Source organism: Sporosarcina sp. 179-K 3D1 HS, assembly GCF_047228905.1.
Lineage (GTDB): Bacteria > Bacillota > Bacilli > Bacillales_A > Planococcaceae > Sporosarcina.
On record NZ_JBFEGI010000024.1, the window covers coordinates 1 to 20281 of the forward strand.

A 20281-nucleotide genomic window follows, 5' to 3' on the forward strand; every position below is an offset into this window, starting at 1 on the left:
TTCTTTTTTCGTCGTTTTCATTATTTGTGAAGCGCAACGTTTACTACTATACTCCGATGTCTTTTAAATTGCAACCCTTAAATTAAAAATTGTTTCGTTTTTCGTTTCAGAAAAAGAAAAACAGCTACCCCTGGCATTTAACCGGTAGCCGTTCTACTTTTATAAAAATACCGCTAAAGTGCATAGGGACACGAATCCCGGTATTCCTAAAATAGCTAATATCAGTCCAGATGCGATATTTACTGGTACATAAATCCCGATAAATCCACCAGCGATATTCATGGCGAACAATAGTAAGAAAGCGAACGCGAGTCGGAACCAAAACACCGAAAGCCGTTCCGCCCCATTTTGAATTTGCTTTTTATCCAACATTAATAGTAGAAGAAGTACGACGCCGACAGTCGCGAGAATGATAACGTTCACGGGAAACGCCCCTTTCCGAAGATTGGTCCAGTATATGCGTCCCTATCCAGATATATCAGTCTCTACCCAGTCGGCGTACTTTTGCTTCCTTGAAAAGATAGAAATGTTTACTCTCTGCTATTTTCCGGTGAGCTATGATCTCTTGATCATAATCATTTACATATCGCTCAATTTCCCTTGCGTTTTCCCATTCTTCCTTCGTCTCCAACATGAGAGAACGCAATTGTTCATCGAACTCTTTTTTCAATTTCCTCTTTCGGCCAAACATCCAAGCCACCCCTTACAATTCCCGGCGACCTTCCAGTGCCTTTGACAATGTCACTTCATCCGCATATTCCAAGTCTCCTCCGACCGGCAGCCCGTGGGCGATCCGGGTTGTCGTAATTCCGGAAGGCTTTACAAGCCGGGAAATATACATTGCGGTCGCTTCCCCTTCAATAGTAGGATTGGTTGCCAGTATCAATTCCTGCACCTCTTCATCTTGCAGGCGAGTTAATAGGGAAGGAACATTAATATCTTCCGGTCCGATTCCGTCCATAGGGGAAATGGCTCCATGTAACACGTGGTATAAGCCGTTATAGTCTCTCATTTTTTCCATGGCAATTACGTCTTTCGGATCTTGGACGACGCAAATCATCGAACGGTCCCGTCGTGAATCTTGGCAAATATGACACGGATCAACGTCCGTAATATGTCCGCATACCGAGCAAAAGCGCAAATTCCGTTTTGCATCCACGAGCGCTTTAGCAAAATCCAACACAGTGTCTTCTTTCATTCCCAACACAAAAAATGCCAGCCGGCCCGCAGTTTTCGGGCCGATGCCTGGCAACTTCATAAAACTATCAATCAGTTTTGAAATCGGTTCTGGATAGTGCATCCTATTACCTCCTAGAACATTCCAGGAAGGTTCAATCCTTTCGTGAATTGACCCATAGTGGAGTTCGCTAATTCTTCTGCTTTTGCCATTGCCTCGTTTGTTGCAATGACGACAAGATCTTGCAGCATTTCTACATCTTCTGGATCGACAACGGACGGATCGATGATCACTTCAACGACCTCTTTCTGGCCGGATACGATCACTTTGACCATTCCGCCCCCCGCTGCTCCTTCCAAACGCTCTTCCCCTAACTTTTCTTGTGCTTCCGCCATTTTCTTTTGCATCTTCTGCATTTGTTTCATCATGCCTTGCATATTGCCCATACCACGCATTTCAATTCCTCCTTTGTGTTAATCATCATAAACTTGAACGAAATCTTCGCCGAACATTTTAACCGCTTCCGTAACAAGCGGGTCGGCATTTTCTTGTTCCGCCTCTTTGACAAATGACAGCAATTCCTCTTCAACCGGTTCCTCCTCGGAAGAAGACGGGGCTTGCTGCTTACCAAGGCCGTTCGTTCGGATGAAATCTTCTCTTACTTTCAACCAGCCCTCTTCCGGGACGTAGACCACTTCATATGGCTTTCCCGTTCGTGAACGAAGCGCCTCAGATAAGCCTGATCGAAGCGATGGATTTTCCGACGCCATCAGGCAATGGATTTCATACTTGAATTTTAGCACAAAAGCACTCTCGGATGCTGCAACCGGTTCTGTTTCCTCCAGAAGAGCTGCATGCGATTTCTGCATCGTCTGCATCATGCCGGCCCATTCTTGGCGAATGGTTACGATATCTTGTTTCGTTGCGGCTTTCAGCACTTCATGGATTCTTCCGACTGGTATCTTGAAGGATTGGGAAGACCTGGACGCATTCTTTCGCACCTGAGCAGGGCGTTCTTCCGCACGTTGCTGCCCCCCGCTGCCGTTTGCAATTTGTTGACGTAATTCTTGAACAGTCCGTTCCAACATGTCTACCTTTTCCATCAAAGCCGGGTCGCTTGCCGAATGGCTAGCCCCACCGCCTACAACAGGTTGATGCTTGACATGGATCATTTTCAATAGCGCCGATTCGATGTACACTTTCGCATGGTTAGAAAAGCGCATTTCCTGCTGCGTTTTCGCTAAAATATCGATGAATGCATACAGGATATCCATGTCAAATATCTTTGCCAGCTCCACAAAGCGCGAATCCCCGGCTATTAATTCCAACAAGTCTTTCAAATCAGGGGCAGTTCGAAGGAGAAGAAGGTCACGGAAAAATGTGATCAAATCCTCGGCTAACCGGGCGACATCCTTTCCTTCCGTGATCAATTGATCCAATAAGGAAAGGGCCGTTCCTGCGTCTCTTCCAAGAAGTGCTTCTGCTAATTGATAGAAGATATCTTCCCCGATAGACCCGGTGACGAGAAGGGCATCTTCGACCGTCAGTCGATCGCCACTAAAGGAGACAACTTGATCGAGCATGCTAAGCGCATCCCGCATGCCCCCCGAAGCGGCCTGGGCAATCACTTTCAAGGCCCCGTCATCCGACTCGATTCCCGCATCAGCCAGCACGGTTTTCATCCGTTCAATAATTTCAATGGAAGTGATCGGTTTGAAATCAAAACGCTGACATCTGGAAATGATCGTCAATGGAAGTTTATGGGGCTCGGTTGTCGCCAATATAAATACAACATGGGAAGGCGGTTCTTCCAATGTCTTCAAAAGCGCATTGAATGCCGAGTTTGAAAGCATGTGCACCTCATCGATAATATACACTTTGAAGCGGGCACTCGACGGGGCGAACCGAACTTTCTCAATAATATCCCGCATCTCTTCCACCCGGGAATTCGACGCCGCGTCAAATTCGATGACGTCGGTATTGGAGCCATCCGTAATGCTTCGGCAACTTGGACAGTCATTACACGGTTCTTTCGCCGGTCCGTTTTCACAGTTCAGTGCCTTTGCAAACACTTTGGCGGCACTCGTCTTCCCTGTCCCCCGCGGCCCAGAGAACAGGTAGGCGTGGGTCGTTTTATTATGAAGAAGGGCATTCTGAAGGGTTTGCTTCACATGATGCTGCCCGGACATCTCAGCGAATGACTGAGGCCTGTATACACGGTAAAAAGCTTGGTACACCAACAGTTCCCTCTCCTTTTGACGCAATGCGGTAATAGGTTAAGTATAGCATAATGACTTACTTAAAAACCTTTCGTAAGCAATAAAAAACCCGTCCGCAAAAACGGACGAGTGAATTGATTAGTTAAAGCCGTGCACCTTCCTTCGACTGCAGCACATAAGCGTTACTCCTGTCGACAGCTCGGTCTAGGCGACCCTGCGGCACATGAGAGGTTCCACTTAATGCTGCTTCCTTCCGGACCTGACATGGTTCATGGGTTCCCATTGCGCAGGACCCAAACGTCAACACTACGTGCAAGAGGCAGACCCTACAATACATGCAGCCTCGAGAAGGAATTCAGTCTTGCTAGAGCGGATTGCAAGTTACAGGACACCGCTACCTTCCCACCTAGCACGGCATCTACTAGTATACCGTTTTTTCGGTCGAAATGCAAACGTTTATTTGCGTATAGGCTCCCGTGCCACATAGTATTCTTCTGTGTTACGCTATGGAAAAAGGAGGGAGTCCACTTGCCCGAGTTTGAATTAAGCTTCCGTAATCCAAAAATCCGTATGTGGGTCGCAATTGTCATGCTCCCCGTTCTCATTTGGACGCCCCTCCTCATCGTCTTTACAGGGCAGTATCGCCCCCTGCCGGTTGTCATTCTACAATTTGGAGTATGGATCCTGTACTCCGGCTGGCTATACCGTTTCAACCGGAAGCAGAAAAAGAATGTTGACGTTAATGAAAAACCGTGATACATTATTCTTTGTCCGACACGGAGGAATACCCAAGCCTGGCTGAAGGGATCGGTCTTGAAAACCGACAGGGGTGTTAAAGCCCGCGGGGGTTCGAATCCCTCTTCCTCCGCCATTTTTCTTTACTTATACATAATCCTTGTAAAACCGTTACGTCATCGTAACGGTTTTTTTATCTTTGTTCAGCGGGTGTTCAAACTCCCGCTGAACAAAGATAAAAGCCTCTGACGTACAGGACGTACTAGTGCCAATCGAACAGCGAAGGATTCGGTTTGCCTTGATTTCTGCGTCCTTTGCAGAAATTAAGGTACTTTCAGGACGTGGCGTTTTTGCCGGCCGGCGGATGTCACGGATTTATAAGGGAGCTTTTCGAGCCTATCCATCTTCGCTCGAAAAAATCCAATCAATCACGCCAAGGCATGGATTTTCGCTACAATGCCTTTCGGGCATATACCCTCAGCAAAGCAATCATCCCGCTTCCATGACGTTCCCTTCCTTATCGACTACCTCGAATTCTGCCGGCAATGTACCTTGTATGCCATCGGGCAACTTCTCACTGACCATGAAATTCTCCTGATTTTTGACTTCTACGACAAATTCATAGGGGGTTTCCCCTCCGGTCTTTACGTTGATATGGTCAATCGACCGATTATCATTGCGTCCGAACACAACTCCATACAATCCTTCATCCGTCTCGAATTCCCTGTATGAAATATGTGGTGTCGTTCCTAAGCTGATGAATTTCATCTTCCCGTTCCATCCTTTTACAAAATGGGCATAGCCATAGACTCCATCTTGAAATAAGACCCGAGACAGCCAGGAATTTGATCCGCCCAGCTGCAACCAGTCGATCGTTTCCGAGACACCCATCCCGCTTTTCTTCTTATCAAACTCAATCAGGAATTCCTCTGCTGCCGCTTCATTACCCTTAATATGATAAGTACTGAAATAACCGACAGCGTATATGCCAAAACCGATTAGTGCCACCACTAAAATTACCCATGCTTTTTTCACAAGAAACCCCCGTTTGCTTCATAATAACAAAAGAGGCAGCCTTCGCTGCCTCTTTCATCTCACGACCGCACCGTCACTGGACGGCTGTACGGCCAAACCTTTATAGTACGGGAACTTTTCCATCAGTTGTTCTGCAATTTTGGCTTCTTCACCCAGTTTCACTGCGACGAATATCGAAGGACCTGCCCCACTGATCGTCATGCCGTACGCGCCGAATTGTTTGGCAGCCGAACGGATTTCTTCAAAATCGGGAAACAGATGCTTCCGGTATGGTTCATGGAAAATATCCTGCTCCATCATCTTGCCGGCGGTCTCCCAGTCATCCCGGGCAATGGCTGCTGCCATGACGCTGCTTGCCGCGCTCCCTAACGTCGCTTCCGCATGCGGCAGCTGCCCCGGGAGAAGTCCACGGGATTCTTCTGTTCGCAATGCTTCCGGCGGAACTAGAATGACAGCCCCCATTTCCGGTTCCCGGATATGGACGATATCGATTGAGTCCCCGACATAATAGGAAATGGTCACGCCGCCGAGGAGTGCTGCCGAGACATTATCCGCATGCCCCTCCAACTCGCTGCCGATCCGTACCTTTTCCACTGGCGGCAACTCCAGCCCAGCAAGCTGATTCGCAATTTCAATACCTGCCGCAATGGCAGTTGCACTGCTCCCGAGACCTTTCCCCAATGGAATATCGGAATGGACCCAGAGGCTGTGCGGTGAAACTTGCTTATCGTACCGTGCCGCCACTTCTTGGATCGTCTGGACAATCAAATTGTTTTCTCCGGTTGGAAGATTTCCATATTCATCGCCGTCATAGTGGACGCCCCATGTTTCAGAAGGCTCCACATCGACTGTCATATATAAAGCAAGAGCAAGCCCGATGCTGTCGAACCCCGGGCCAAGATTTGCCGTAGTCGCGGGGACGACGACTGAAAAATTGGCCTCCTTCATCAGTTTGCGCCTTCTTTCAACTCACTAAGGATTTGATCGAACTGTTCACGCGACAAGAACGGCTCGTCCTTGTTCACTTCGATTGCCGTATCCGGGTCTTTCAAACCGTTTCCTGTCAGGATAGCAACGACAGTCGATCCTTTTTTCAACAATCCACTTTCGACTTGTTTCTTCACTCCGGCAATCGATGCGCAGGAGCCCGGTTCTGCGAATACTCCTTCCGTGGAAGAAATCAAGCGGTATGCTTCCAAGATTTCTTCATCCGTGACGGCCAAGATGTTCCCTTTCGACTCGGCGAGTGCATTCTTCGCCAGCTGCCAGCTCGCTGGGTTGCCGATCCGGATTGCCGTTGCGACTGTTTCCGGATTTTCAAACACACGGTCATAGACGATCGGGGCAGCACCGTCTGCCTGTACGCCTAACAGTTCAGGAAGATCGGTCCCTTTTTTATCCGCATACTCCTTGAACCCTTTCCAAGCAGCCGAAATATTACCCGCATTCCCGACAGGAAGCGCGAAAATATCCGGTACTTTCCCAAGTTGATCGATCGTTTCAAAGGCAATCGTTTTTTGCCCTTCCAGACGGTGAGGGTTGACCGAGTTGACCAGTGCAATGTCCCCTTCGCCCGCTTCGCGCACCATGCGCAGCGCCTCATCGAAATTCCCTTCAATCTGCAGAATTTCTGCGCCGTACATCCTCGCTTGAGCCAGCTTACCGAGTGCAATGCGGCCTTCCGGAATGACGACGATTGTGCGCATCCCAGCCCGAGCACCATAAGCGGCAGCAGATGCTGATGTGTTCCCGGTCGATGCACAAATGAGGATCTTTTTGCCTTCTTCTTTCGCTTTCGCAACCGCCATGACCATACCGCGGTCTTTAAAGGAACCTGTCGGATTCGTTCCTTCTGTTTTCACATATAAGTCAATGCCCCATTGTTCGGACAGAGTTTTCATATGGATGAGGGGTGTATTCCCTTCTTGTAGCGTCAACGCCGGCGTATCTTCCGTGACCGGCAAAAATTCTTTATACTCTTCGATCAAACCGTTCCATCTTTTCATCGTGATTCCCCCTCCACCCGGTAGTGACTCAAGACATTGATCACTTCAGGTGTTTCATTTAATTCATTCATAATATCCAAATGCTGCTGGCGCGAAATCTGATGGGTAATGAAAATCAGATCTGCTTCAATACCATTGTCCGAATCCTGGATGACAGTCGCCAGGCTAGCCCCGTATCTGCTATAGATGGCTGTTAATTTGGTCAGCACACCCACTTCGTCCTTCACCCGGATCCGGTGGAAGTAACGTGCAAATTTTCGATCATCTGTTTTTACATGGCGCTCATGCTGTGGCGAATGGATCCGTCTTCCGTTCACTCCCATCAACAGATTGCGGCAAGCCGCGACAATATCCGCTGTGACGGACGTGGCAGTTGGCAGGGAACCTGCGCCCGGTCCGTAGAACATCGTCTCCCCGACCGCTTCTCCATATACATAGACGGCATTGAACTCATTGTTCACCGACGCCAATGGATGGGAGTCCGGCACAAGGACAGGCTCTACAGCGACTTCAATTCCATCGCAATTCTTTTTGGCGGAACCGGCAAGTTTCAACGTATAGCCGAACTGGGCTGCCAATTCCAAATCGCCGTCCTGGATTTCCCGCAATCCTCTGACAAATACATCGTCCAAACGGACTTCTGTAGAGAATGCGAGAGATGCCAAAATGACCATCTTCCGAGCTGCGTCGATGCCATCGACGTCTGCGGATGGATCGGCTTCGGCAAAGCCTAGTTCTGTCGCTTCCGCCAACGCATCCTCATAAGACATGTTGTCGTGTTTCATTTTCGTCAGAATGAAATTTGTCGTTCCGTTGACAATTCCTGTCAACGCACTAATCCGATCCGATGCCAATCCATCTTCCAAGGTGCGGATCAATGGGATTCCGCCTCCTACACTCGCTTCAAAAAAGAGGTCACATTTATTTTCATCCGCCAGTTGCAAAAGGTCAAGTCCATATTCGGCCATGACGTCTTTATTTGCCGTAACGACGCCCTTGCCGGCATTCAAGGATTTTTCAATCGCCTCTCTCGCTTCCGTAGTGCCGCCAATGACTTCCACAATTAAGTCAATGGAGGAATCGCCAAGAATCTCATTAAGATCGGTTGTGAACACTTCTGCCGGAAGATCACAATCTCTTTCTTTATAAAGGTTCTTCACCAATACTTTCTTAATGGATACCGGAACACCAAGTTTATGTTGCAAATCTTCTTGGTGATTGTCCAGAATTTGAGCAACGCCGCTGCCGACTACTCCGAACCCTAGTAATCCAATATTAATTTCATTTTTCATTTGACGATTCTCCTATCTATATGTACACTATGAAAAAACACATGTTCATTGCATAAGGACATTATAGTGAAAAACAGCGGGAATAACAACCCCGTTTTTGTTATAATCAAATAACACATCCAATGGATAACTTTATAAAGATAGGAATTGGTGAAAAAATGAAAGTATGTAAATTTGGCGGAACATCGGTTGCTACAGCAGATCAGATCAAAAAAGTGGCGGATATCGTCCTATCCGATCCAGCGCGTAAAATCGTCGTCGTTTCCGCTCCTGGTAAACGCTCTGATGATGATACGAAGGTAACCGACCTGCTGATCCGCTTAGCTGAAGCAGCATTGGATGGAAAAGATACAACAGCACAACTAGGGGAAGTTGTGGAGCGGTATCGCCAAATTGCCGAGGGGCTCAATCTATCAAATGAAATCGTACAAGTCATCGAAAACGATTTGAAAGAACGTTTGGAAGGCGATAAAAACGACACAACCCTCTTTACAGATACATTAAAAGCTGCTGGGGAAGACAATAACGCAAAAATGATTGCCGAGTATTTCTCCTCCATCGGCATGGAAGCTCAATATATTTCTCCAAAAGACGCTGGCCTTCTTGTCAATCAACGTCCGGCACGGGTTCAGGCCTTGCCGGAAGGGGATGCGCAATTAGCGAAACTGAGAGACCTACCAGGCATCATCGTGTTCCCAGGATTTTTCGGTTTCACGGAAGACGGAACATTGCGGACGTTCAATAGAGGCGGCTCGGACATTACAGGCTCGCTGCTTGCTGCTGCTACTGACGCAGAACTCTACGAAAACTTCACAGATGTCGATTCGGTCTTCGCTGCAAACCCACGGGTCGTGGACAATCCGGCGGCCATTAGCAAAATGACGTATCGGGAAATGCGCGAATTGGCATATGCTGGCTTCTCCGTCTTCCATGATGAGGCATTAATTCCGGCATTCCGCCGCTCGATTCCGGTTTGCATTAAAAACACAAACAACCCGAGTGCACCTGGAACATTGATTGTGAAAGAGCGAGACCATTCGTCCCAGCAAGTCATCGGAATTGCTGCAGACGACGGCTTCACCACACTATTCGTCGATAAATTCCTGATGAACTTGGAAATCGGGTTCGGACGGCGCCTTCTTCAAATCCTGGAAGAAGAAGAAATCCCGTTTGAACATACGCCTTCCGGCATTGACAACTTGTCTGTTATCATTCGCAGCCGCTTCCTGACACCGGAAAAAGAACAGCGCATCATGGAACGGATCAAAGACGAATTGAAAGCGGATGATGTTCATTTCAATCATGATTACTCCATGATCGTTCTTGTCGGAGAAGGAATGCGCGACACAACAGGTTTGGCCGCACGCGCTGCAGCGGCTATCGCTCGTACAGGTGCGAGCATCCAAATGATCAATCAAGGATCTTCGGAAGTGAGCTTGGTCTTCGGCGTCATGAATGAAGATGAAACCGTCATCCTAAAAGAGCTGTACAAAGAGTTCTTTTCCAATATCAAAGTCTGCTCATAATCTAAAAAGGTTGTCCTCCGTCAATTACGACATGGAGGACAACCCTTTTTTCTTTTATTGGCTCGTTCGCTTCGTTAAGCAACCAATCTATTCTTTTCATCTGACATGTTCCATAATCGAACCGATCCGCTCTACAATCATCTCTATCTCCTCGGGTTTTTCGAGCAAATCGTAGTTGCTGACATTGATGCGGAGCACAGGACAAGCATTAAATGACTCCATCCACTCCGTGTATCTGCCATACATCTCTTCCCAATAGGAAATCGGGGTCTGCTGTTCCATTGGCCGTCCCCTTTCCCGGATGCGCTCCAAAATGACATCCAATGGACCTTCCAAATAAATGAGCAGATCAGGATGCGTGAAATATGGGGTCATCACCATCGCTTCGAACAAGCTCGTGTAGGTCGCATAATCGACTGGATTCATCGTTCCGTTTTCCATGTGCATCTTCGCAAAAATTCCTGTGTCTTCGTATATCGACCGATCTTGGACGAAGCCGCCGCCGTATTCAAACATCCGCTTCTGTTCCTTGAACCGCTCCGCTAAGAAGTAAATTTGCAAGTGGAAGCTCCATTTCTCAAAATCCTCGTAAAAGCGACCTAGATACGGATTCTGATCCACTTTTTCATATGAAGTTCTGAAATCCAATGCCTCGGCAAGAGCCTGGACCATCGTCGACTTTCCAACGCCGACTGTTCCTGCTACGGTAATGATTGCATTATGAGGGATGTGATATTGGCCACGTAGTTTCATTCCGGAAGAGCTCCTTTTCCAAGTATAGCTTGAATCTCCTTCAACATGTTCTCCCGATCCGTTCGATTATTCACAAAGTCGATGATATCTCCGTCAAATCGAAAGACGGGAATGGTGGGATGAGCACGTTCAAACTCATTCATAAAGACTTCATAGTCATCGGCCAACTGTTGCAAGTAGACGATATCTATGTTTTTCTCAAATTCCCGGCCACGTTTGGCGATCCGTTCCATCAGTTTATCCAAGCTGGCATGTAAATAAATGATGATATTCGGCTCTGGCATATCTTTTGTCAAGATGGCATAAATGCCTTCATATTTCCGATACTCCTCCGCAGACAACGTCCGTTTGGCGAATATCAAATTTTTAAATATATGATAATCAGAGACAACAGGTTGGGGATCAACCAGTATCCCTTGTTTAATGTCATTGAGTTGTTTGTATCGGTTACAAAGGAAGAACATTTCCGTCTGGAAACTCCATTCCTCCATGTTCCCATAAAATTTATCCAAAAACGGATTCTCATAGACGATTTCCTGCAAAGACTTGTAATTCCATGTTTCTGCAATCGCCTTGGCGAGCGACGTCTTACCGACACCGATCGGGCCCTCGACCGCTATGAAGGGTATTGCCATCAGAAGTCCACCTTTCAAATTCCATGTTCCTCATTCTATCATATCCAAGGATTTTTCCACGTGGAACAATTTAGACGTTATTTTGAAATTCCATGCTAAAATGAGAAACAAGGAGCGATGCACATGGATGTATTCGAAACGGACCGATCGTTCATGCGATTGGCAATCGAAGAAGCAAAAAAAGCGAAAAAGCTAGGGGAAGTGCCGATTGGTGCGGTGATCATACATGATGGAAACGTCATCGCCCAGGCTCATAATTTGCGGGAAACGTCTCAAAATGCCGTCACACATGCAGAATTATCCGCTATCCAGGAAGCTTGCCAAAAGCTTGGTAGTTGGCGGTTGGAACAGACCACCCTCTATGTCACACTAGAGCCGTGCCCAATGTGTGCAGGCGCCATTTTGCAATCCAGAATTCCCCGCGTCGTCTATGGAGCGCGCGATCCGAAAGGTGGTTGCGTGGATTCGTTATATAGATTGCTGAACGACCCGAGATTCAACCATGAATGCGATGTGACCGAAGGCGTCTTGGCCGAAGAATGCGGGGAGATGCTATCCGCATTTTTCAAAGCAATCCGGGAACGGAAAAAACGACAAAAAAAGGCTGCATCCGAAATCGAATGATCGGGATGCAGCCTTCGCTATTTACTTAATGACTTCTTTACCGCCCATGTATGGACGAAGGACTTCCGGAATGATCACGGAACCGTCTTCTTGCTGATAATTCTCCAAAATGGCCGCTACGGTACGACCGATTGCCAGTCCACTTCCATTCAATGTATGGACATATTCCGGCTTCGCACCCGCTTCACGGCGGAACCGGATTTGGGCCCGGCGAGCTTGGAACTCTTCAAAATTGGAACAAGAAGAGATTTCACGATACGTGTTCTGTGTCGGAATCCATACTTCAATGTCATATTTCTTGGCGGCAGTGAAACCAAGATCCGCTGTACACATTTTCAAGACGCGGTATGGCAATTTCAGCAATTGAAGCACTTTCTCCGCGTGGCCTGTCAGCTTTTCAAGCTCGTCATAAGAATCTTCCGGCTTCACGAAGCGGACGAGCTCCACTTTGTTGAACTGATGCTGACGAATCAAACCACGTGTGTCGCGGCCCGCCGATCCCGCTTCAGAACGGAAATTGGTGCTGTACGCCGCAAATGCAGCCGGCAGCTGGGATCCATCCAAAATCTCTTCCCGATAAAAATTAGTCACAGGTACTTCCGAAGTCGGGATCAGAAAATAATCTTCCTCCTCAATCAGGAAAGCATCTTCTTCAAATTTCGGCAGCTGGCCGGTTCCGGTCAAACTGGTCCGATTCACCAAATAAGGCGGTAGCATTTCCTCGTACCCATGCTCCTCGATATGAAGATCCAACATGAAGTTGATCAACGCCCGTTCCAGCCGCGCACCAAGGCCCCGGTAAAAGACAAACCGACTTCCCGTCACTTTCGCCGCCCGTTCAAAATCCAAAAGATTTAAATCGGTACCGATTTCCCAATGCGGTTTCGGTTCGAAAGTGAACTCCGGTTTCTCTCCCCATGCCCGGACTTCCACATTGTCATCTTCGCTATCCCCAACCGGCACACTGTCATGCGGAATGTTCGGAATACGCATCATGACGTAGTTCAGATCTTCTTCGACCTGACTCAATTCCTCATCCAACCGTTTGATCTCTTCCCCGACTTCACGCATACGGGCAATGACGTCATCCGCATTTTCCTTATTGCGCTTCATTGTGGCCACTTGCTGCGACACTTCGTTGCGCTCCGCTTTCAGCACTTCCACTTTGGCAATCAATTCACGCCGTTTTTCATCAAGACCCCCGAATTTATCGAAATCCGTCAGATCTTCTCCACGCTTCGAAAGCTTTTCTTTCACTCCATCGAAATCGGCCCGGATTTTTTTAATATCTAACATGAATAATTCCTCCCTCATAATTGACGATAATGAAAAAGAGCAACAAAAAAAGCCCATCATTCCCTTGGAAAAGGGACGAGAGCTTCCCGCGTTGCCACCCAAATTGATTGGATAAACCAATCCACTTCATTGAATAACGGTCAAGTACCGGCACGAGCCTACTTTCGTTCAGCCCGGCTACTCAGGGACGGATTCACAACTGTCATTATCGGCTCGCACCAACCGCCGACTCTCTTGAAAAGAACAGATTTGCTACTGCTTCCCATCATCGTCTCATGTTTGAAATTATCTTTACCATACTATATAGGCTACATTTTAGCAAGAAATGACCTCATATTTTCAACAGCTCGCCAATTCTCTCAAAATACCCCTTTTCATGGGGGACAAAATCGGTCAGTTGGATTTCATCGGAAGAGCCATCGACAAGGGAAACAGCCGTTACCTGATTCCGCTCTCCTACAAACAGTTGAGCCAACGTTTCCCGCTCGACCGTGTGGATGCTATCGACTTCTCCCGGTTGCAATGAAAAATCGGATGCTGAAAACGAAGAATGATACAAATAGATATTGGCAAATTCCCGGTCGAGAAACTCCCCGATTTCTATCACGTCACGGATGACGCCTTTACATTGCAATCGGCTAAGATCCACGCGCAGTCCCAACTCCTCCTCCACTTCCCGGAGTCCATCGGCAACACTCTCATGGGCAAGCAAATGGCCGGCAGCCGAAATATCGAAGCATCCTGGGAAGTCTTTCTTCTGGGCGCTCCTTTTTTGGATATAAACGAACTGCTCATCCAAAATCCAACAATGGAAAGTCTCATGCCAATATCCTTTGGTGTGAACCGTATCCCGGTTTTCATTTTTCATATAGGTATATTGCGAGTCAAACACTTTCAGCAGTTCCATTCCATTCACCTCTAATCGAGTATACAACAAAAGCGGAAGATTGCTCTTCCGCTCCGTAAATGATGATTACCTACCGCGTTCTGACATGCGTTCTTCCAATTGGAGCTTGCTAATTTCCAAACCTTTCATCGGATTGCCGATGTCTTTGGAAAGCTCGCCGATCAAAGCGTAGTCCTTAAAGTTTTGCGTTGCCTGTACAATGGCGCGCGCAAATTTTTCAGGGTTATCCGATTTGAAGATGCCCGATCCGACGAATACGCCATCTGCTCCGAGTTCCATCATGAGTGCCGCGTCCGCTGGAGTCGCAACACCACCCGCTGCATAATTCGTAACCGGCAAGCGGCCATGTTTCTTGATCGTCAGCAACACTTCATAAGGGGCACCCCAATCGCGTGCCTCTGTCATAATTTCATCTTCATTCATGTGGACGATCTTATTGACTTGAGCATGCACTTTACGCAAATGACGCACCGCTTCCACGATGTTGCCTGTTCCCGGTTCCCCTTTCGTCCGCAGCATCTTCGCCCCTTCGCCCAATCGGCGTGCCGCTTCTCCCAAATCCCGTGCCCCACAAACGAACGGTACGGAAAATTCACTTTTCAACAAGTGGAACTCTTCATCCGCCGGCGTGAGCACTTCACTTTCATCTATGTAGTCAACACCCAATGCTTCCAAGACGCGCGCTTCGGAGATATGACCGATCCGCGCTTTTGCCATGACTGGGATTGATACCGCATTTTTCACTTCTTCGATGATGCGTGGATCGGCCATCCGTGCCACGCCGCCCGCCTTGCGAATGTCCGAAGGGACGCGCTCCAATGCCATGACTGCAATTGCTCCTGCCGCTTCCGCCACTTTCGCTTGTTCTGCATTAATAACGTCCATAATGACGCCGCCGTATTGAAAATTCATGTTTTTTCCTTCCTCCTTTTCTTATTGTTCAGTATAATGGAATGTGACCCGAATGAAATAATCAGTTTGAGACAAAATAAAAGGGTCAGATAGGAGGGGTTCGGATGGAGATGTTATTCATTCAACTTGATAAGACTTTGGAAGTGCCGTTATACGAGCAGATTTACAATCAAATCCAGGGGGATATTACAGAAGGGAAGTTGCCGGTCGGGATGAAGTTGCCGTCCAAGCGGCAGCTTGGAGAATTTCTCCAAGTCAGTCAGACGACAATTGAACTTGCCTACGGACAACTCGCGGCAGAAGGGTTCATTTCCTCCAAGCCACGTAAAGGATATTTTGTGCAGGCGATCGAGGAATTGGCCTATGTCCAGCCGGCCAAATTGAAATATCGATCCACCTATCCGGAACAAGATAAGATAACGATTGATTTTTCACCGGGTAAGATTGATACCGGATCATTCCCATTTGGGCACTGGAGAAAATACGCCAGAGATATTATGGATCATAACTCGGAGCACCTTCTCCTGCTCGGACACCCCCATGGTGATCTAGAGTTGCGCAGTGAAATCGCACGTTATCTCTATCATTCTCGTGGCGTCGAGTGTACGCCGGAGCAGATAATTGTCGGATCAGGGACTGAACAGCTTATGCCCCTCGTCATCCGGATATTGGGGAAAGAAGCGGTCTATGCCATCGAAGATCCCGGCTACCCGTTGACACACCATGTGTTTATCCATAACAACCGGGAAGCGATTCCTATTGCGGTGGATGAAGAAGGGATGGATGTACGGGCTCTACAACGATCGGAAGCGACCATAGCCTATGTCACCCCTTCTCACCAATTCCCGACCGGTGCAGTCCTTTCTGCGGCGCGCAGGACGGCTTTACTGAACTGGGCTGCATCACGGGAAGAAAACTTCATCATAGAAGACGATTATGACAGCGAGTTTCGATACACTGGCCGGCCGATCCCGTCGCTCCACGGCATGGATAAGGGAGGCAACGTCATTTACTTAAGCACGTTCTCCAAATCGCTCATGCCTTCATTGCGTATTGCATATATGGTCCTGCCCCCCGCACTGCTCAATCGATATGAAGAAGCGTTCATCCATTACTCTTCGACGGTGCCGCGACTCGACCAACACCTGCTCTCGCGCTTCATGGCAGACGGATATTTCTCCCGCCACTTGAACCGTATGCGCAAAATCTATCGTAAGAAATTGCAAATGCTGACGGACGCGCTTCTTCCTTATGCGCCTAAGGTGACCTACTCCGGCGATGAAGCAGGCATGCACATCATCATTACAATTCACGCCGAGTCCACTGAAAAAGCACTGACGGAAACTGCAAGCCAAGCAGGCATCCGAGTTTATGGATTGAGCAGCTACCGGAAAATACCCGTAAACGGTCCACCACAGTTTCTACTTGGATTCGGAGGCCTTGTCCTAGATGAAATCAAAACAGCCGTAGAGAAGCTCATGGACGCTTGGAACATACAAAAAAGCGATGGGATCTCCTCCCGTTAAGAGGAGGTTCCATCGCTTCTTATTATTTGAATAAACCCTTCACAAAACCAGTCGCGCTCTTCCACACACTTGCAAAGAAGTCACCAATTGCACTCATCATCAAGGAGAACCAACCGGCTTTTTCCACCGTGTCTGTCACGACGACTTCCGAACCGGGATTGTCCGAATCAATATATCCATAGTCGGTTCCTTCGGTCTTCACAAGCTTGACATGGCCTACAACCGTGTCTTTTTCGACCGGTGCCTGCAATGTCCCGTCTTGTAATTTTTTCTCATCCAATACCAACTCTGGCGTATATAAGTCTTTTTCACTCGTTTTTACAAGCATGCGAATTGGTTCTTTCACAGCGATTGATGCACTTTTCTCTTTACCTTTGATGACATCAATCGTTTTTTGATCTTCAAACTGATAACCGGCCGGGACAAATTCCACTTCGGAGAATTGTGAGAATCCGTAATCGAATAGCGCCCGTGTTGCGTCAAAACGTGCTTTGTAGGAACCGACGCCTTTCGCATCGACCGCTTTCATGACGACCGCAATGAGCCGCTTGCCGTCCCTTTGAGCCGTTCCTGTAAAGCAATGACCTGCAAATTCAGTCGTTCCAGTCTTCAGCCCGTCCACGCCTTCATATTCATAAACAAAACCTGGAAGCATGAAGTTCCAGTTATCCATTTTGATTTCATCCGTTGTGCCTTCACGGAATAATTTCGTCTTCACTTGCGTCGTTTCCAAGACTTCCGGGTAATCTTTCAACAAACGGTACGCCAGCTTGGCCACTGATTTGGCAGGCATGACGTTTTCATCCTGCGGACCTGTCCCTTGCGGATGCATCCCATGCAGATTGGCATTATTCAAGCCTGTTGAATTGACGAATTTATAATCTTCCAAGCCGAGTTCTTTCGCTTTGGCGTCCATCATTTTAATAAATTCCGTCTCGGTTCCTGCAATCGTTTCTGCAATGGCAATCGTGGCGGCATTTGCCGAATAGATGGCCAACGCCTCGTATAGTTCCTGGATCGTATAAGTCCCGTCGCGACGAAGCGGCACATTACTGAGCGCGCGATCTTGCGAAACAGTATATGTATATTCATTGACTTTGTATTCTTGATCCCATGAAATCTTACCTTCCTCAATTGCTTCAAACAGAAGGTATTCCGTCATCATTTTTGTCATACTGGCAATGCCAAGTGGAGTATCCGCATTTTCTTCATATAGAATTTTTCCACTATCCGCATCGATTAAAATAGCTCCATCTACATGGATGCCTAGTGTCGATTGGGCGGATGCCGGAACCGTGCCAAGCGACATCAACAATACGAGTGGCATTAACAAAAGGGCCACCCATTTTCTCATTTCCCGTTTCACTCTGTCTACCTCCATTATGGCTATTCCCCAAAGCTCAGTTTACCATATCTCCGCTGTTCCATGGGGACCAAAATAAAAACAATTACGCCTCGGCGTAATTGCGTCCAGATTTTGGATCGAGCTTGCTCGATTGATTCCTTTCAAAATCTGTGACATCCGCCGGAGGCTTTATCTTTTTTCAGCAGGCATTTTGCTGAATAAAGATAAAAACACCTTTCCGCTCATATAAAGACGCAGGAAAGGTGCTGAAGTTCCTTTAACTGATTTTATTTACATTTTACATGGAATAGTTCGGTGCTTCTTTCGTAATCTGAACTTGGTGCGGATGGCTTTCACGCAAACCGGCACCTGTCATCCGGATAAACTGTGCGTTTTCACGGAGGGCCTCCAAATCCTGTGTACCGCAATAGCCCATTCCGGCACGGACGCCGCCGACCAATTGATGGACCGTATCTGCCAGTGGTCCTTTGTATGGCATGCGCCCTTCAATTCCCTCCGGAACCAATTTCTTTGCATCGTCTTGGAAGTAACGATCTTTCGAACCGCGTTCCATTGCAGCGACAGATCCCATGCCCCGATACACTTTGAAACGACGACCTTGGAAGATTTCTGTTTCTCCCGGGCTTTCTGTCGTTCCCGCAAGCAAGCTTCCCAACATGACGGCATGTCCTCCGGCTGCCAAAGCTTTCACGATATCCCCGGAGTATTTAATTCCACCGTCCGCAATGATTGTCTTACCTTGTTTTCTCGCCTCTGTAGCACATTCATAGACAGCCGTGATTTGAGGAACGCCAACGCCAGCCACGACACGTGTTGTACAGATGGATCCTGGCCCGATACCGACTTTGACAACGTCTGCCCCCGCTTCATAAAGAGCACGTGCTCCTTCTGCGGTTGCAATGTTTCCAGCAATAATATCAAGCTCCGGATATTTCTCCCGGATTTGAGCAACTGTGTCCAGAACTCCTTTGGAATGACCATGTGCCGTATCGATGACGATTGCATCGACTTCCGCCTCGACCAGCTTATCGACACGTACCATCGTATCGGAAGTAACACCAACCGCTGCTCCAACAAGAAGCCGGCCTTGTTTATCTTTCGCGGCATTCGGGAATTCAATCACTTTCTCAATATCCTTAATGGTAATTAATCCAGCCAGGATGCCATTGTCATCTACAATTGGAAGCTTTTCAATTTTGTATTTTTGCAAAATCTTTTCCGCATCCTCAAGTGTCGTACCGATAGGAGCCGTCACTAAATTCTCTTTTGTCATGACATCATCGATCTGCATGGAATAATCTTGGATGAATCGAAGATCGCGGTTGGTTAGGATACCGACAAATTTCTTCTCTTCCATTGTATTGACAATCGGAACGCCGGAAATGCGATATTTTCCCATTAAATGTTCAGCATCGAACACTTGATGTTCGGGTGTAAGGAAAAAAGGATTTGTGATAACCCCATTTTCAGAACGTTTCACCGTGACGACTTGCTCCGCCTGCTCTTCAATGCTCATGTTTTTGTGAATGATGCCTAGTCCACCTTGTCGAGCCATCGCAATCGCCATTTTGAATTCCGTTACAGTATCCATTCCCGCACTGATTAACGGAATACCTAATTTGATTTTTTCCGTAAGGTGCACGGAAAGTGAAACGTCTTTAGGTAAAACGTCGGATGCCCCTGGCACCAATAACATATCATCGAACGTTAGCCCTTCACGCGCAAATTTTGTTTCCCACATTTCCACGATTCCTCCAATTGATTTTTTTATTTGCAGTTGAATATTATTAAAAGGGTATCAGCGGGCGTTAAGGCTGTCAAGGAGACAACGAGAAGAAAAAGTATTCCTATTATTCGATGAATACTATTTACTGATATCCTGTTATTTATAAGGTGAAGAAGAAGAGACATTTTTATCTTTTGCCCTTAGAAAAATAGGTGCCTGCATTAGTCATTTTCCTGAGTGAATTTGAGAATAAAGTTATAACTATTAAGGCCCAGCTTTCATTCGAAGCAATTGTCAATGTTTTGATCTTTACTCTGGTTGTGCGCTCCTCTATTTTCATGCGGACGTTTATAATCCGAATCTCCGTCCAATGACTGGTCATTGTAATGAATTACAAAACCTCTTTCAAAAGCTTTTAATTCAGTAATGTAATAACAAAAGTGCCAAGATCATCATTTTATAATTTACTAAACAACAAAAAAAGCCATCCCCCATTGGGAATGACCTGTCCGCCTGGCGACGTCCTACTCTCACAGGGGGAAGCCC

Annotated in this window: 20 protein-coding genes, 1 tRNA gene, 1 other RNA gene and 1 other annotated feature; of the genes, 5 read left to right on the forward strand and 17 right to left on the reverse strand. The window is 47.4% G+C overall.

Annotated features, from left to right (window positions below; all coding sequences use genetic code 11):
• Window positions 1-159: 159 nt before the first annotated feature.
• The 6 genes from AB1K83_RS18000 to ffs all read right to left on the reverse strand — a co-directional run bounded on the left by AB1K83_RS18000 (window position 160) and on the right by ffs (window position 3811).
• Window positions 160-423: a pro-sigmaK processing inhibitor BofA family protein gene (locus AB1K83_RS18000; protein WP_413059589.1), complete on the reverse strand. Its 264-nt coding sequence runs from the start codon at window positions 421-423 to the stop codon at window positions 160-162.
• A 55-nt stretch (window positions 424-478) separates the two neighbouring features.
• Complete coding sequence (locus AB1K83_RS18005) at window positions 479-691, reverse strand: YaaL family protein (protein ID WP_413059590.1); 213 nt, start codon at window positions 689-691, stop codon at window positions 479-481.
• A gap of 12 nt (window positions 692-703) precedes the next feature.
• A complete protein-coding gene (recR, locus tag AB1K83_RS18010; protein ID WP_413059591.1) occupies window positions 704-1300 on the reverse strand; it encodes a recombination mediator RecR in 597 nt (198 codons plus the stop codon).
• A gap of 11 nt (window positions 1301-1311) precedes the next feature.
• Entirely contained in the window at window positions 1312-1632 is a 321-nt protein-coding gene (locus AB1K83_RS18015; protein WP_413059592.1) for a YbaB/EbfC family nucleoid-associated protein, read from the reverse strand.
• 18 nt (window positions 1633-1650) lie between these two features.
• Window positions 1651-3417, reverse strand: coding sequence for a DNA polymerase III subunit gamma/tau (dnaX, locus tag AB1K83_RS18020; RefSeq protein ID WP_413059593.1), 1767 nt, complete (start codon window positions 3415-3417; stop codon window positions 1651-1653).
• 127 nt (window positions 3418-3544) lie between these two features.
• Window positions 3545-3811, reverse strand: an RNA gene (gene ffs, locus AB1K83_RS18025) — signal recognition particle sRNA large type.
• 113 nt (window positions 3812-3924) lie between these two features.
• Between ffs and AB1K83_RS18030 the strand changes: the two genes are divergently transcribed.
• Window positions 3925-4152 (forward strand): hypothetical protein, encoded by a 228-nt coding sequence (locus tag AB1K83_RS18030; protein WP_413059594.1) that lies wholly within the window; start codon window positions 3925-3927, stop codon window positions 4150-4152.
• Between the two features lie 22 nt (window positions 4153-4174).
• Window positions 4175-4267 (forward strand) — tRNA-Ser (locus AB1K83_RS18035).
• Window positions 4268-4620: 353 nt separating this feature from the next.
• Here the strand turns inward: AB1K83_RS18035 and AB1K83_RS18040 are convergent.
• Genes AB1K83_RS18040 through AB1K83_RS18055 form a run of 4 tightly spaced genes read right to left on the reverse strand, consistent with a single transcriptional unit; the run spans window position 4621 to window position 8464 of the window.
• The gene (locus AB1K83_RS18040; protein ID WP_413059595.1) at window positions 4621-5166 is read right to left on the reverse strand and encodes a hypothetical protein; all 546 of its coding nucleotides are present in this window, start codon (window positions 5164-5166) and stop codon (window positions 4621-4623) included.
• A 54-nt stretch (window positions 5167-5220) separates the two neighbouring features.
• On the reverse strand, window positions 5221-6114 hold the full coding sequence (gene thrB, locus AB1K83_RS18045; protein ID WP_413059596.1) for a homoserine kinase: 894 nt from the start codon (window positions 6112-6114) through the stop codon (window positions 5221-5223).
• Window positions 6114-7172 (reverse strand): threonine synthase, encoded by a 1059-nt coding sequence (gene thrC / locus AB1K83_RS18050; protein ID WP_413059597.1) that lies wholly within the window; start codon window positions 7170-7172, stop codon window positions 6114-6116. Before thrC ends, thrB begins: the two co-directional genes overlap by 1 nt.
• Window positions 7169-8464, reverse strand: a complete 1296-nt coding sequence (locus AB1K83_RS18055) for a homoserine dehydrogenase (RefSeq protein WP_413059598.1) — start codon at window positions 8462-8464, stop codon at window positions 7169-7171. The genes thrC and AB1K83_RS18055 overlap by 4 nt, the downstream gene beginning before the upstream one ends.
• Before the next feature lie 158 nt (window positions 8465-8622).
• On the opposite strand from AB1K83_RS18055, the gene AB1K83_RS18060 reads away from it, so the two are divergent.
• Window positions 8623-9990, forward strand: coding sequence for an aspartate kinase (locus AB1K83_RS18060; protein ID WP_413059599.1), 1368 nt, complete (start codon window positions 8623-8625; stop codon window positions 9988-9990).
• Window positions 9991-10086: 96 nt separating this feature from the next.
• On the opposite strand, the gene AB1K83_RS18065 is transcribed toward AB1K83_RS18060, so the two are convergent.
• Together AB1K83_RS18065 and AB1K83_RS18070 are read right to left on the reverse strand one after the other, a co-directional pair.
• On the reverse strand, window positions 10087-10743 hold the full coding sequence (locus AB1K83_RS18065) for a deoxynucleoside kinase (protein ID WP_413059600.1): 657 nt from the start codon (window positions 10741-10743) through the stop codon (window positions 10087-10089).
• Complete coding sequence (locus AB1K83_RS18070) at window positions 10740-11378, reverse strand: deoxynucleoside kinase (RefSeq protein WP_413059601.1); 639 nt, start codon at window positions 11376-11378, stop codon at window positions 10740-10742. The genes AB1K83_RS18065 and AB1K83_RS18070 overlap by 4 nt, the downstream gene beginning before the upstream one ends.
• A 123-nt stretch (window positions 11379-11501) precedes the next feature.
• Here AB1K83_RS18070 and tadA point away from each other — a divergent pair, with 123 nt between their 5' ends.
• Window positions 11502-12002: a tRNA adenosine(34) deaminase TadA gene (tadA, locus tag AB1K83_RS18075; RefSeq protein WP_413059602.1), complete on the forward strand. Its 501-nt coding sequence runs from the start codon at window positions 11502-11504 to the stop codon at window positions 12000-12002.
• A gap of 21 nt (window positions 12003-12023) precedes the next feature.
• On the opposite strand, the gene serS is transcribed toward tadA, so the two are convergent.
• The 3 genes from serS to pdxS form a co-directional block, all read right to left on the reverse strand.
• The gene (serS, locus tag AB1K83_RS18080) at window positions 12024-13298 is read right to left on the reverse strand and encodes a serine--tRNA ligase (protein ID WP_413059603.1); all 1275 of its coding nucleotides are present in this window, start codon (window positions 13296-13298) and stop codon (window positions 12024-12026) included.
• A gap of 68 nt (window positions 13299-13366) precedes the next feature.
• Window positions 13367-13576: a binding site (T-box leader), on the reverse strand.
• 53 nt (window positions 13577-13629) lie between these two features.
• The gene (locus AB1K83_RS18085) at window positions 13630-14205 is read right to left on the reverse strand and encodes an NUDIX hydrolase (RefSeq protein ID WP_413059604.1); all 576 of its coding nucleotides are present in this window, start codon (window positions 14203-14205) and stop codon (window positions 13630-13632) included.
• A gap of 66 nt (window positions 14206-14271) precedes the next feature.
• Window positions 14272-15117, reverse strand: a complete 846-nt coding sequence (gene pdxS / locus AB1K83_RS18090; protein WP_413059605.1) for a pyridoxal 5'-phosphate synthase subunit PdxS — start codon at window positions 15115-15117, stop codon at window positions 14272-14274.
• A gap of 104 nt (window positions 15118-15221) precedes the next feature.
• Here pdxS and AB1K83_RS18095 point away from each other — a divergent pair, with 104 nt between their 5' ends.
• Window positions 15222-16643: a PLP-dependent aminotransferase family protein gene (locus AB1K83_RS18095; protein ID WP_413059606.1), complete on the forward strand. Its 1422-nt coding sequence runs from the start codon at window positions 15222-15224 to the stop codon at window positions 16641-16643.
• 22 nt (window positions 16644-16665) lie between these two features.
• Here the strand turns inward: AB1K83_RS18095 and AB1K83_RS18100 are convergent, their stop codons facing one another.
• Both AB1K83_RS18100 and guaB read right to left on the reverse strand, forming a co-directional pair.
• Entirely contained in the window at window positions 16666-18024 is a 1359-nt protein-coding gene (locus AB1K83_RS18100; protein WP_413059607.1) for a serine hydrolase, read from the reverse strand.
• Window positions 18025-18286: 262 nt separating this feature from the next.
• Window positions 18287-19750, reverse strand: coding sequence for an inosine 5'-monophosphate dehydrogenase (gene guaB, locus AB1K83_RS18105; protein ID WP_413059608.1), 1464 nt, complete (start codon window positions 19748-19750; stop codon window positions 18287-18289).
• Window positions 19751-20281: the final 531 nt, after the last annotated feature.